Below are 12043 nucleotides of genomic sequence, written 5' to 3' on the forward strand. Positions count from 1 at the left end.
CGCCTCCCGGCTCAGTCCCTGCCGTCGCGGAGCTTGGTCGCCATCACCGCGACCTGGGTGCGTCGCTGCATGTCCAGCTTGCCCAGGATGCGCGACACATAGTTCTTGATCGTCTTCTCCGCCAGGAACATCCGCTCGGCGATCTGGCGGTTGGTCAGCCCCTCGCCGATGAGTGCGAACACCTCGCGCTCCTGGTGGGTCAGCTCGGCGAGCGGGTCCTTCTCGGTCTGCTTTCCGTCGCGCAACTTGGCCAGCAGCGCCGCCGTCGACCGGTCGTCGAGCAGCGAGCCGCCCCGGCCGACGGTCCGGACGGCGGCGACCAGGTTGTGGCCCAGGATCTGTTTGAGGACGAAACCCGACGCTCCGGCGAGAACCGCGGCGAGCAGCGCGTCGTCGTCGGCATAGCTCGTCAGCATCAGACACTGGATCCCGGGTTCGGCGGCACGGACGTCCCGGCACAGCTCGACGCCGCTGCCGTCGGGCAGGCGGACGTCGAGGACGGCGACATCGGGCCTGGTCGCGAGGATGCCGACGAGGGCCTCGCCGACCGACGCCGCCTCACCGACCACCTCGATGTCGCCCGCGGTCCCGAGAAGGTCCCGCAGGCCGCGCCGGACGAGTTCGTGGTCGTCGACGAGATAGGCGCGTACGGGGGTCGGTGACGCGGTCGGATCGGTGGTGGGCGAATCCGTCGTGACAGGGGCCATGGGTCTGAAAGTACCGGATGTCCGGCTCTGCCAACTCGCGACGTCGGACCCCATCCAGGCGGGACTTTTGCCTCACGAACACCACCCGTCCCGTCGCGCAGAGTGAACGGTACGACCCCCGGCCCGCGACCAGGAGAGCATGTGACAACCCTCATCGGACCCCCCGACACCGACCTCGGCAACTCCGGCATGACCGGCTCGGACCTGCTGCGCGAACTGCTGCCGGTGTGCGAGACCGAAGTCGAACGGCACATGAAGATGACCCGGGACTGGCACCCGCACGACTACGTGCCCTGGGACGACGGACGCAACTTCGCGGCCCTGGGTGGACACGACTGGGACCCGTCGCAATCCCGGCTCTCCGATGTCGCCAAGGCCGCGATGATCACCAACCTGCTGACCGAGGACAACCTGCCGTCGTATCACCGGGTGATCGCCGACAACTTCACCCTCGACGACGCCTGGGGCTGGTGGGTGGGCCGCTGGACCGCCGAGGAGAACCGCCACTCGATCGTCATGCGGGACTACCTGGTGGTGACCCGCGGCGTCGACCCGGTCGAACTCGAAGAGATCCGGATGGCGCACATGACGTCCGGGTTCAACCCGCTGCCCGACGACGACGGCCAGCGCGACCACAGTTTCGACATGCTCTTCGCGGTCGCCTACGTCAGCTTCCAGGAACTGGCCACCCGGGTGTCGCATCGCAACACCGGAAAGGCGTGCGGTGACCCGATCGCCGACCGCATGCTCCAACGTGTCGCGGCCGACGAGAACCTGCACATGCTCTTCTACCGCAACATCGTCGCGGGTGCCCTCGACCTCGTTCCCGATCAGACCATGGCGGCCATCCACGCGATCGTGACGAACTTCCAGATGCCCGGCGCGACCATGCCGAACTTCCGGCGCAACGCGGTGCTGATCGCCAAGGGCGGCATCTACGATCTGCCGCAACACATGTCGGATGTCGTCATGCCGGTCCTGCGCAAGTGGCGCATCTTCGAGCGCGACGACTTCGGCCCGATCGGCGAGCACTACCGCGAACTGCTCGCGGAGTTCCTGGAACAGATGGACATCAAGGTGCGCAAGTTCGAGGAATCGCGCGAGCGCGCACTGGAACGACAGCGCGCTCGCGAGCAACGGACACAGTGACCGGCATGACAGTGATCGACTCGACGATGACCGACCCGACGATGACCGACCCGACGATGACCGACCCGGGGCCCTCGGCCACCACACCCGCCGGGTTCACCACCGCGATCGCCATGGCCGAGGCCGCCGCGGATCGCAACCCGTTGTGGTGGAACGAGATCCGGGTGAACGCCGACGACTCGCTGGATGCCGCGTTCTGCACCTCGACCCTGCTCGGCGTGCTCCTGCAGTCCGCAGCCCATCGCCTCGGGGTCCCGGCGGCCGACGTGTGGGCGCACATCCGCTCCACGGGTGAGGTGCCGCTCTGACCCGGCCGTCCCGGTAGTGTCAGCTCCCATGTCCGAGCCTGACTCCGCCCTGTCGAATGTCCCGGGGTCGAATGTCCCAGGACCCCCGCACGCCCCCGGGCCCGACGCCTTCCCCTCCGGCGAGGGGCACTACCTGGTCGGCCTCGACCTCCGCGGACGGAAGGTCGTCGTGGTGGGTGGTGGGTCCGTCGCCCAGCGGCGCCTGCCCAACCTCGTGGCGGCCGGCGCCGACGTCCACGTCGTCGCGCTCGACCCGACGCCCGCCGTCGAGTCCTTCACCGGCATCACCGTCACCCAGCGTCGCTACGTCGACGGGGACCTCGAGGGTGCCTGGTACGCGATGGCCTGCACCGACGACCCGGCCGTCAACGAGGCGGTGGTCGCCGAGGCCGAGCGCAGGCACACGTTCTGCGTGCGCGCCGACGACGCCCGCCACGGCACCGCGGTCACACCGGCGTCCGGGCGCCACCGCGACGTGCAGTTCGGCGTCCTCGCCGGCGGCGATCACAAACTGTCGGCCGCGCTCCGCGCCGCGATCAGCCGCGCGCTGGCGGAGGGCTCGCTCAGCGTCGACGACGCCGCACCACATGCCGCAGGCGTGGCCCTCGTCGGCGGCGGTCCGGGTGACCCCGACCTCATCACCGTCCGCGGGCAGCGGCTCCTCGCCGAGGCGGACGTCGTGGTCGCCGACCGGCTCGCGCCGCCCGAACTGCTCGCCGAGCTAGGCCCGCAGGTCGAGATCATCGACGCCGCGAAGGTGCCCTACGGCCGCGCGATGAAGCAGGAGGCCATCAACGACGTCCTGGTCGAGAAGGCCAAGGAGGGCAAGTTCGTGGTCCGTCTCAAGGGCGGCGACCCCTACGTGTACGGACGGGGCTTCGAGGAACTGCAGGCCTGCGTGGCCGCCGGCGTCCCGGTGACCGTGGTCCCGGGGATCAGCAGCTCGATCGCCGCACCGGCGTCGGCGGGCATCCCGGTCACCCACCGCGGCGTCACCCACGAGATCGTCATCGCCTCGGGGCACGTGCCACCCGGCCACCCCGACTCGCTGATCGACTGGTCGGCGATGGGCAGGCTGCGGGGCACCCTCGTCCTGATGATGGCCGTCGAACGCGTCGACGTCTTCGCCGACGCGCTGCTCGAGGGCGGCCGCCGACCCGACACCCCGGTCGCGATGATCGAGAACGGGTCGCTGCCGACCCAACGGCTGCTGCGTACCGATCTCGCCCACGCCGGCGAGGTCGCCGAGGCGGAGGGACTGCGTCCGCCCGCGATCGTGGTCATCGGCGACGTGGCCGCGTTCACCGAGGGCGCCTGACCGAACCGGCACCCGGCCGAAGCGGCGCCCGACCGAATCAACGGGGATTGGCATGTCCCGGCCGTCGGCCGGTACGGTCGTTCTCTATGTCGACTCCCGGACCTGTGAACACCGGAACCGTGAACACTGGAACGGTGAACAGCGAGCAGTTCCGTCCGGTCTTCGGCCTGCCGATCCTGGTGCTGTCCGGAATGCAACTGCTCGTCGTGCTCGACGGCACCGTCGCCGCGCTCGCGCTGCCGAGCATCCGGGACGCACTCGCCCTGTCGGAGTCGAGCGCCAACTGGGTCATCAGCAGCTATGTGCTGGCCTTCGGCGGGCTCATGCTCCTCGGCGGCCGACTCGGCGACACCTTCGGTCGCAAACGGATGTTCATCGTCGGGGTCGTCGCATTCACACTCACGTCATTGCTGTGTGGTCTGGCATGGAACGAGGCCAGTCTCCTCGCCGGGCGGGCTCTGCAGGGTGCGTCGGCCGCGATCGCGGCGCCGACCGCGATGGCCCTGGTCGCCACGACCTTCGCGCCCGGCAAACCGCGCAGTCAGGCCTTCGCGGTCTACGCGGCCATGACCGGTGTCGGATCGGTGGCCGGGCTGATCCTCGGCGGGGTGCTGACCGAGTTGTCGTGGCGCCTGGTCTTCCTCATCAACGTGCCGATCGGTCTGATCGTCGTGGTCGGGGCGATCGTCGCGCTCCGGGAGTCCCAGGGGGAACGACTGCCCCTCGATGTCCCCGGCGCGGTCCTCGGCACGCTGGGCTGCACCCTGCTCGTACTCGCGGTGAACGAGGGACCGAACGGCTGGACCGCGCCGGTCGTCGTCGGGTCGTTCATCCTCGGCGCCCTCGCCCTGGCGGCGTTCATCGTGGTCGAACGTCGTGCCCGCAACCCGCTGCTGCCGTTCTCCCTCTTCGACAACAGCTCCCGTGTCGCGGCGCTGCTCGCGATCCTGCTGGCCAGCATGATCATGATGTGCATGGCGGTCTTCATCTCGCTGTACCTGCAGGGCATCCTGCAGTACTCACCGATCCAGAGCGGGCTCGCGGTGGTGCCCTTCGCGTTCGGACTTGGCATCGCCGCGGCGATCGCGTCGAAGCTGGCGCTGATGATCCAGCCGCGCTGGCTCGTCCTGGTCGGCGGCGCGGTGATCCTCGTCGGCTGCCTGTACGCATCGTCGATCGCGACCGACTCGCCGGACTATTTCCCGAGCATCTTCATCCCGGTCGTCGTCATCGGCTTCGGCGTCGGTCTGGCGGTCATCCCGCTGACCCTGTCCGTGGTGGCCGGGGTGGGCACCACCGAGATCGGACCGCTGACCGCACTGGCCCAGGTGGCGCAGAACCTCGGCGGCGCCGTCGGCCTGGTCGTCGTCGGTGCGATGGTGACCTCGCGAGCACTGTCGAAGGGCGGCACCACCGCGCCCGTGGAGACGATGAATCCCGCTCAGCTCGCGGCGCAGGCCGAGGGCTACGGACTGGCCTTCGGAGCCTGCGCCGGCATCGCCGTCCTCGCCGCGATCGTCGTGCTGTTCATGCGGTTCACGCCCGAACAGGTGGCCGAGGGACAAGCCGCTCAGGAAGCCGCCGACGCGGGGCTCCCGGAAAGTGACAAAGCCACCGGGTGACACGTCGCGGCTGTCGATCCCTCCGAACCCTTCGTCGACGCCTGCCGCGAGGCGTATCCCGGAGTCGACGTCCGCCGGGGCGTGGCGGCCGAGCTGCCCTATGCCGACGCGACGTTCGATGCGTGCGGCGCATGTCTCGTCGTGCACTTCATGCCCGACCCGGTGTCCGGTCTCGCCGAGATGGGGCGCGTCACCCGCACCGGTGGGTGGGTGGGCGCCACGGTCTGGGATCTGGCAGGTTCCCGGGAGCCGATGGCCGCTGTGTGGGCGGTTCTCCGCGAGCTCGATCCGGCGGTGCACGACGAGCGGGGTCTTCCCGGCGGGCGCGAGGAGCAGCTCGCGGAGTTCTTCACCGTAGCCGGACTGGACGACGTCGAGACCACCGAGATCCCGGTGACCGTCACGCACCCGGATTTCGACGAATGGTGGGAGCCCCACCTGCACACGGTCGGCCCGATCGGGGAGACCATCGCGACGCTCTCGCCGGGTCAGCGCGAACGGCTCCGTGACGGTTGCCACGAACGGCTCGGTGACGGACCGTTCGACGTCACGGCGGTCGCCTTCGGTGCTCGCGCACGCGCGCGCTGACGCGACAGGCCACGGCCCGCCACCCGGCGCTCGGCGATGAGTTGTGACCGCCGGCGCGGTCGACCTCTGTATGGACGCCAAGAATCTCGCTGAGCTCTACGACATCGACACCCTCGCCTGGCAACCCGTCGCGGCGCGACTGGCGGCCGGGGTGTCGCAGGCACCCGGCACCGGCGGTCCCGACCGGCACACATGGTGGATCGCCACGATCAACCCCGACGGCAGTCCGCACGTCACCGGCATCGGGGCGCTGTGGCATCGAGACGCGCTGTGGCTCGAGACCGGACCCTCGACCTGGAAGGCGCGCAATCTCGCGCGCGATCCACGCTGCACCTTGTCGGTCGCCCTCGACGACGCCGATCTCGTCGTCGACGGGCACGCGCGCCGGATCACCGAACCCGACGTCGTCGCCGAACTCGCAGAGCTGTGGGCGAGTGACGGCTGGCCGTGTCGCGTCGACGAGTCCGGGATCGCGCTGACCGCCGACTTCAGTGCGCCGTCGGCCGGCCCGCCGCCGTGGCACGTCTACCGCGTCGCACCGCGCCGGGCGACCGTTCTGCAGACCGTCGAGCCCGGTGGCGCGACGCTGTTCGAGTTCGACGAGCGGTAGCGCCCCATCGAGTTGGGGTCAGTCGGTCAGCACGACGATGCGGTCGGGAGCCTCGATCTCCACCCGCTGTCCGGCGTCGGCGAGGACCGCGGCCAGTCCGTCGACGTCGCGGACGGTGCGGCGCGTGCGGACCAATTCGCGCGCCATGAGGCCCTTGTAGTGCTTGTTGAAATGGCTCACCACTTTGCGCGATCCGTCGGTCTGCTCGGTCATGACCGTCGCCGTCACCGCGTCGCGTACCGGTCCGAGCTGGTGGTAGACACCCGACCGCAGGTCCACGACGAAGTCGTCGACCGCGTCCAGCGCGGGGGACAGGTCCGATTTCCACAGCGCCGCCAGGGTCGGCATGCCGGGCAGCTTGGACCCGCCCGAGAGGCGGTAGGCGGGAATCGGATCGGGTGCTCGCACCACGCCGAACAGCGCCGAGCCGATCGCCAGCCGGTCGGCCGCCTTCGTCTTGCCCGCCCGGGTCAGCGACCGGTGGTCGAGCGCGTCGTACAGGACGCCGGTGTAGCGCTCGAGCGCCGGCCGCGTGGGCGAGAGCCAGAGTTCGGCGTTGCGGTCGACCTCGGCGAGCTGGGTGGCCCCGAGACCGAGCGCGGTGCGACTGGCGTCGAGGTCGGCGGACAGGGCGACGAGCGCCTCGGCGAGCTGTTTGCGGACGGGGTTCAGCTCGGGGAAGGACAGCGTGTCGAGATCCAGGGGAGCCCCGCGGCCGCCGTCGGATTTCGTCTCTGAGGGAGGCAGGATGACGAGCACCGCAACACCATAACTAAGCTGGTTGGTCGTGATCACACGCATGTCGACCCTGTTCCTGCGGACCCTGCGCGACGACCCCGCCGACGCCGAGGTCCCCAGCCACAAGCTGCTGGTCAGAGCCGGTTACGTCCGCCGGGTCGCACCCGGCGTGTACTCGTGGCTGCCGCTGGGATTGCGCGTGCTCAAGGCGATCGAGAACGTCGTCCGCGAGGAGATGAACGCCATCGGCGGCCAGGAGATCCTCCTGCCGGCCCTGCTGCCGCGTGAGCCCTACGACACCACCAACCGCTGGACCGAATACGGGGACGCGCTGTTCCGCCTCAAGGACCGCAAGGGTGCCGACATGCTCCTCGGCCCGACGCATGAGGAGCTGTTCGCGACCCTGGTCAAGGGCGAGTACTCGTCCTACAAGGACATGCCGGTCATCCTCTACCAGATCCAGACCAAGTACCGCGACGAGGAACGGCCGCGCGCGGGCATCCTCCGCGGCCGCGAGTTCGTGATGAAGGACGCCTACTCCTTCGACCTCGACGACGACGGACTCAAGGCCGCCTACAACGCGCACCGCGAGGCCTACCAGAAGATCTTCGAGCGCTTGCGGATCGAGTACGTCATCGTCGCCGCGACCTCCGGCGCGATGGGAGGCAGTGCGTCCGAGGAGTTCCTGGCGGAGTCCGCGGTCGGCGAGGACACGTTCGTGCGCTGCGTCGAGTCCGGCTACGCCGCCAACGTCGAGGCGGTCATCACCCGCGCGCCCGACCCGTTGCCGTACGACGACCTGCCCGCGGCGGTCGTCCACGACACACCCGGTACCCCGACGATCGACAGCCTCGTCGACTGGGCGAACGCGACGCTCTCCGGGCAGTACAGCGGCGCCGACACACTCAAGAACGTCTTGGTCAAACTCCGTGCGCCGGGTGGTGATTGGGAGATCACCGGCATCGGCGTCCCGGGTGACCGCGAGGTCGACTTCAAGCGTCTCGAGGCCTCGGTCGAGCCGGCCGAGGTGGAGTTGCTCACCGATGCCGACTTCGCCGCGAACCCCTTCCTGGTGAAGGGATACATCGGACCGAAGGCGCTGGCCGCGAACGGGGTCCGCTACCTCGTCGATCCGCGCGTCGTCGACGGGACCGCGTGGATCACCGGTGCCGACGAGCCGGGCCGGCACTACGTCGGGCTCGTCGCGGGTCGCGACTTCACGCCCGACGGAACGGTCGAGGCGGCCGAGATCCGGGACGGCGATCCGTCGCCCGACGGCGCCGGACCCCTGGTGAGCGCCAAGGGTATCGAGATCGGGCACATCTTCCAGCTCGGCCAGAAGTACACCGACGCCTTCGAGGTCGACGTCCTCGGCGAGAACGGCAAACCGGTCCGCCTCACCCAGGGGTCGTACGGGGTCGGGGTGTCGCGTCTGGTCGCGGTCATCGCCGAGCAGTCCCACGATGACAAGGGTCTGCGCTGGCCGAAGTCGGTGGCGCCGTTCGCCGTTCACCTCGTCATCGCCAACAAGGACGAGGCCGCCGTCGCGGGCGCCGAACAGCTCGCCGCCGACCTCGACGCGGCCGGGCTCGAAGTGCTCCTCGACGACCGGAAAGCCTCTCCGGGTGTGAAGTTCAAGGATGCCGAACTCCTCGGCATGCCGACCGTCGTGGTCGTCGGACGGGGATATGCCAACGGCACCATCGAGATCCGGGATCGCTTCACCGGCGAGGCCGCCGAGGTCGCGGTCGACGCCGCGGTCGACACGGTGGTGGCGGCCGCCCGGGCCTGATCGCGGCTCAGCCCTGTGCGGGAGACCCGGGGAACGCCACCGTGACCGGGCTCTCCTGCAGCACCACCCGCCACCGGGCGGCGCGCACCGAACTCTCGGTCAGTCCGTCGACGCCGATCCGCCGGCCGGTCTCGTCGTCGGCCTGTTCCAGCAATGCGCGATAGGCGACCGTGCAGTCGATCTCGGCGGCGAGGGCCGCGCGGGCCGCGGTGGTCGGATCGGTGACCTCGACGGGAAGCGTGTAACCGGCGGCGGCCGGCGGCGGTGTGTTCCCCGCCGCCTCGATCGCCCGCTCGATCTCGTCGCGACGCGCCCGGTGCGCGTCGGCGTAGTCGGCGACGGTGCGTCGGCGCGATGCGGCGACGAACGCGGTGATGACGCCGTAGGTGAAGACGGCGGCGTTCTCCGCCTCGGCGGCGACGGCGAGCGGATCGTCGGAATCGGCCTGTGCGGCCGGGCTGTTCGGGGTCGTGCTCAGTGGTGAGGTCATGCCAGCTGCACCTCTCGCATCGATGTGACCGCGGCGGCGACGGAGCCGGTGAGCCCGGAGACATACCCGCCCGCGGCGAGGGCGATCGTACGGGCCTGCCCGGCCGCGGCATCGAGATCGGTGCGGAGCCGGGCCAACGACGGTGCGGCGGGGGGCGCGCCCGCAGCCGTGGTCGCGGCGGTCGAGGAGGTGGCCGGGCGATCGAGGGTCGCCGCCACGTCCTGGTCGAGGCGGATGATCTCCTCACGCAGCGCGCGGGCGTGCTGCGCGCGCTGATCGGCCACGACCCCGAGCGCGGTCGCGTAGGCGGGCTCGACGGCGACCAGGGCGCGCGCGGTGCTCTCGTCGGCGGTCGCCGACCGCACCAGAGGCACGAGGTCTTCGGCGAGGAGGGTCTCCGCGGAGGGTGACGAATCGCAACCGGTCAGTCCGACACCGGCCGCGCCGGCACCGATCACGGCGGCACCCGCGAGGAGTCCGCCGCGCAACGCCGTGCGCCGGTCGATCGGGTGCCGCACGGTCCGTCGCGCGATCGGGGGCATGCTCACCCGGGACATCATGCCAGCAGTTCTCCACCCGATCGATCCACTACGATGTTCGGAGCAACGTCGTGCGACACCCGGCACGGCCCGACAACTGAAGACGAGGGGAGTGGCATGCCGATCAGCCCGACGCACGTGAGCGAACTCGTCCAAAAGCTTGTCGCCGAACGGGGATTCGACCTCGAAGACGTCGCGGTACGCACCCGTGACGGCCAGGAGGAACTGTCGATCGTGGTCGACCGCGACGGCGGCAGCGACCTCGACGTCCTCGCCGGCCTCAGCACCGAGATCTCCGACCTCCTCGACGCCACCCCCGCTTTCGCCGACCTCGCATATGTGCTCGAGGTGACCTCGCGCGGCGTCGAGAGCCCACTGACCCTGCCCCGGCACTGGCGCCGCAACACCGGCCGCCGGGTGGTCGTCGAGCTGACGGGCGACCCCGACTCGCCCGCGCGCACGGTCACCGGCCGCATCGGCAGGCTGCTCGACGACCCGGCCCCGGCGGTCGAGGTGGTCGCGAACCACAAGGGACGGATAGCGGTAAAGACGGTCGAGCTCGGCTCGGTGACCACGGCCGTGGTGCAGGTCGACTTCTCCCAGCCCAGCGTCCGCGAACTGGAACTGTGCGGCCTCGAACCGCACGAGATCGAGGCGCGCCGCGCACCCGCCGCGGCACGCCGGCTGGACACGACAACCGAACACGACAAGTGAATAGGAGACCGACGACATGAACATCGACATCGCCGCCCTGCGAATGATCGAGGCCGACAAGGGCATCTCGATCGAGACCGTCATCACGGCGATCGAGACCGCGCTGCTGACCGCCTATCGGCACACCGACGGATTCGCGCCGCACGCCCGCGTCGACGTCAACCGCAAGTCCGGCGCCGTCCGTGTGATGGCACAGGAGGTCGACCAGGACGGAAATGTCGTCCACGAGTGGGACGACACCCCCGAGGGATTCGGACGCATCGCGGCGACGACCGCGCGGCAGGTCATCCTGCAACGTCTGCGCGACGCGGAGAACGAGAAGAACTTCGGCGACCTCGTGGCCCACGAGGGCGAGATCGTCGGTGGCGTCGTGCAGCAGGACTCACGCGCCAACGCCCGGGGCATGGTCGTCGTCCAGATCGGCAGCGACGCCAACTCCACCGAGGGGATCATCCCGCCCGCCGAGCAGGTGCCCGGCGAGGTCTACACCCACGGCGACCGGATCAAGTGCTACGTCGTCGGGGTCAGCCGTGGACCCCGCGGACCCCAGATCACCCTGTCCCGGACCCACCCGAACCTGGTGCGCAAGCTGTTCTCGCTCGAAGTGCCCGAGATCGAGGACGGCAGCGTCGAGATCGTCGCCGTGGCGCGGGAGGCCGGACACCGGTCGAAGATCGCCGTACACACCGGGGTCTCCGGCCTCAACGCCAAGGGCGCGTGCATCGGGCCGATGGGTCAGCGCGTGCGCAACGTGATGAGCGAACTCGCCGGCGAGAAGATCGACATCATCGACTTCGACTCCGACCCGGCGGCCTTCGTCGGGAATGCACTGTCACCCGCGAAGGTTGTGTCGGTGACCGTTGTCGACGCCGAACTCAAGGCCGCGCGGGTCGTTGTGCCCGACTACCAGCTTTCGCTGGCCATCGGCAAAGAAGGCCAGAACGCCCGACTCGCGGCCCGGCTGACGGGGTGGCGGATCGACATCAGATCCGACGCCGCGCCGGCCGCCGAGGCGGGGCAGGAGTGACGCGCGCGACGGTCGATTGTCCTCCGCGCGTTCGCTCGCGCTAGACTGATCGATGGTTCAGCGATCCGCCCCACGGTCGCCCGTCGACGGCACACCCATCCGGATGTGCATCGGCTGTCGGCAGCGGGCAGAGGCCGTCGAGTTGGTTCGTGTCGTGGCGCAAGTGCGCGACGGCACCCCGACAGTCGTGGTCGATCCCGCGAAGACCATGCCGGGGCGAGGCGCGTGGCTGCACGCGCGGGCGGAGTGCATCTCCACCGCGACGCGACGCCGGGCCTTCGCCACGGCGCTCCGGACCCCCGGTCTGACCGTGGACCCGGACGATCTCACCGAACAGCTCGGCGCGATCACCCACCAGAGGAAGGCTCCCCGGAGCCAGAACAGGTAGCAGAAGACATGAGCACACCGTGAAGTCACGATGAGCATGTACCGGACTTAAAT

Annotated in this window: 13 protein-coding genes and 1 pseudogene; 10 read left to right on the plus strand and 4 right to left on the minus strand. The window is 69.8% G+C overall.

Features of this window, described 5'->3' with window-relative positions; genetic code table 11:
- Positions 1-11: 11 nt before the first annotated feature.
- Positions 12-707: a response regulator gene (locus BCM27_RS11080; protein ID WP_004572251.1), complete on the minus strand. Its 696-nt coding sequence runs from the start codon at positions 705-707 to the stop codon at positions 12-14.
- 141 nt (positions 708-848) lie between these two features.
- On the opposite strand from BCM27_RS11080, the gene BCM27_RS11085 reads away from it, so the two are divergent.
- The 6 genes and pseudogenes from BCM27_RS11085 (at position 849) to BCM27_RS11110 (ending at position 6302) form a co-directional block, all read left to right on the plus strand.
- A complete protein-coding gene (locus tag BCM27_RS11085) occupies positions 849-1856 on the plus strand; it encodes an acyl-ACP desaturase (RefSeq protein WP_004572250.1) in 1008 nt (335 codons plus the stop codon).
- A gap of 41 nt (positions 1857-1897) precedes the next feature.
- Positions 1898-2164: a hypothetical protein gene (locus BCM27_RS11090; RefSeq protein WP_239402786.1), complete on the plus strand. Its 267-nt coding sequence runs from the start codon at positions 1898-1900 to the stop codon at positions 2162-2164.
- Positions 2165-2192: 28 nt separating this feature from the next.
- Complete coding sequence (cobA, locus tag BCM27_RS11095) at positions 2193-3482, plus strand: uroporphyrinogen-III C-methyltransferase (protein WP_004572248.1); 1290 nt, start codon at positions 2193-2195, stop codon at positions 3480-3482.
- An 86-nt stretch (positions 3483-3568) separates the two neighbouring features.
- Entirely contained in the window at positions 3569-5104 is a 1536-nt protein-coding gene (locus tag BCM27_RS11100) for a DHA2 family efflux MFS transporter permease subunit (RefSeq protein ID WP_033203482.1), read from the plus strand.
- Positions 5105-5116: 12 nt separating this feature from the next.
- A pseudogene (locus BCM27_RS11105) lies at positions 5117-5692 on the plus strand (class I SAM-dependent methyltransferase); the annotation flags it as partial.
- A gap of 43 nt (positions 5693-5735) precedes the next feature.
- On the plus strand, positions 5736-6302 hold the full coding sequence (locus BCM27_RS11110; RefSeq protein ID WP_004572245.1) for a pyridoxamine 5'-phosphate oxidase family protein: 567 nt from the start codon (positions 5736-5738) through the stop codon (positions 6300-6302).
- Between the two features lie 18 nt (positions 6303-6320).
- Here the strand turns inward: BCM27_RS11110 and yaaA are convergent, their stop codons facing one another.
- A complete protein-coding gene (yaaA, locus tag BCM27_RS11115; protein ID WP_004572244.1) occupies positions 6321-7103 on the minus strand; it encodes a peroxide stress protein YaaA in 783 nt (260 codons plus the stop codon).
- On the opposite strand from yaaA, the gene BCM27_RS11120 reads away from it, so the two are divergent.
- The gene (locus BCM27_RS11120; protein WP_004572243.1) at positions 7102-8832 is read left to right on the plus strand and encodes a proline--tRNA ligase; all 1731 of its coding nucleotides are present in this window, start codon (positions 7102-7104) and stop codon (positions 8830-8832) included. The genes yaaA and BCM27_RS11120 overlap by 2 nt on opposite strands.
- A gap of 7 nt (positions 8833-8839) precedes the next feature.
- Here BCM27_RS11120 and BCM27_RS11125 read toward each other — a convergent pair whose 3' ends face one another.
- Complete coding sequence (locus BCM27_RS11125; protein WP_004572242.1) at positions 8840-9322, minus strand: ferritin-like domain-containing protein; 483 nt, start codon at positions 9320-9322, stop codon at positions 8840-8842.
- The gene (locus BCM27_RS11130) at positions 9319-9882 is read right to left on the minus strand and encodes a hypothetical protein (RefSeq protein WP_004572241.1); all 564 of its coding nucleotides are present in this window, start codon (positions 9880-9882) and stop codon (positions 9319-9321) included. The genes BCM27_RS11125 and BCM27_RS11130 overlap by 4 nt, the downstream gene beginning before the upstream one ends.
- A 96-nt stretch (positions 9883-9978) precedes the next feature.
- Here BCM27_RS11130 and rimP point away from each other — a divergent pair, with 96 nt between their 5' ends.
- The 3 genes from rimP (at position 9979) to BCM27_RS11145 (ending at position 11990) form a co-directional block, all read left to right on the plus strand.
- Positions 9979-10575 (plus strand): ribosome maturation factor RimP, encoded by a 597-nt coding sequence (gene rimP / locus BCM27_RS11135; protein ID WP_004572240.1) that lies wholly within the window; start codon positions 9979-9981, stop codon positions 10573-10575.
- A 16-nt stretch (positions 10576-10591) separates the two neighbouring features.
- Positions 10592-11602, plus strand: a complete 1011-nt coding sequence (nusA, locus tag BCM27_RS11140) for a transcription termination factor NusA (protein WP_004572239.1) — start codon at positions 10592-10594, stop codon at positions 11600-11602.
- A 103-nt stretch (positions 11603-11705) separates the two neighbouring features.
- Positions 11706-11990: a YlxR family protein gene (locus BCM27_RS11145; protein WP_004019005.1), complete on the plus strand. Its 285-nt coding sequence runs from the start codon at positions 11706-11708 to the stop codon at positions 11988-11990.
- The last annotated feature ends 53 nt before the right edge of the window (positions 11991-12043 follow it).

Origin of the sequence: Gordonia terrae (genome assembly GCF_001698225.1) — a bacterium.
GTDB classification, from domain to species: Bacteria; Actinomycetota; Actinomycetes; order Mycobacteriales; family Mycobacteriaceae; genus Gordonia; species Gordonia terrae.

Coding starts and splice junctions, on each gene's coding strand:
- BCM27_RS11080 (WP_004572251.1), bottom strand. CDS start 707: ATGGCCCCTGTCACGACGGATTCGCCCACCACCGATCCGACCGCGTCA.
- BCM27_RS11090 (WP_239402786.1), top strand. CDS start 1,898: ATGACCGACCCGACGATGACCGACCCGGGGCCCTCGGCCACCACACCC.
- cobA (WP_004572248.1), top strand. CDS start 2,193: ATGTCCGAGCCTGACTCCGCCCTGTCGAATGTCCCGGGGTCGAATGTC.
- BCM27_RS11100 (WP_033203482.1), top strand. CDS start 3,569: ATGTCGACTCCCGGACCTGTGAACACCGGAACCGTGAACACTGGAACG.
- BCM27_RS11120 (WP_004572243.1), top strand. CDS start 7,102: ATGTCGACCCTGTTCCTGCGGACCCTGCGCGACGACCCCGCCGACGCC.
- yaaA (WP_004572244.1), bottom strand. CDS start 7,103: ATGCGTGTGATCACGACCAACCAGCTTAGTTATGGTGTTGCGGTGCTC.
- BCM27_RS11125 (WP_004572242.1), bottom strand. CDS start 9,322: ATGACCTCACCACTGAGCACGACCCCGAACAGCCCGGCCGCACAGGCC.
- BCM27_RS11130 (WP_004572241.1), bottom strand. CDS start 9,882: ATGATGTCCCGGGTGAGCATGCCCCCGATCGCGCGACGGACCGTGCGG.
- rimP (WP_004572240.1), top strand. CDS start 9,979: ATGCCGATCAGCCCGACGCACGTGAGCGAACTCGTCCAAAAGCTTGTC.
- nusA (WP_004572239.1), top strand. CDS start 10,592: ATGAACATCGACATCGCCGCCCTGCGAATGATCGAGGCCGACAAGGGC.
- BCM27_RS11145 (WP_004019005.1), top strand. CDS start 11,706: ATGTGCATCGGCTGTCGGCAGCGGGCAGAGGCCGTCGAGTTGGTTCGT.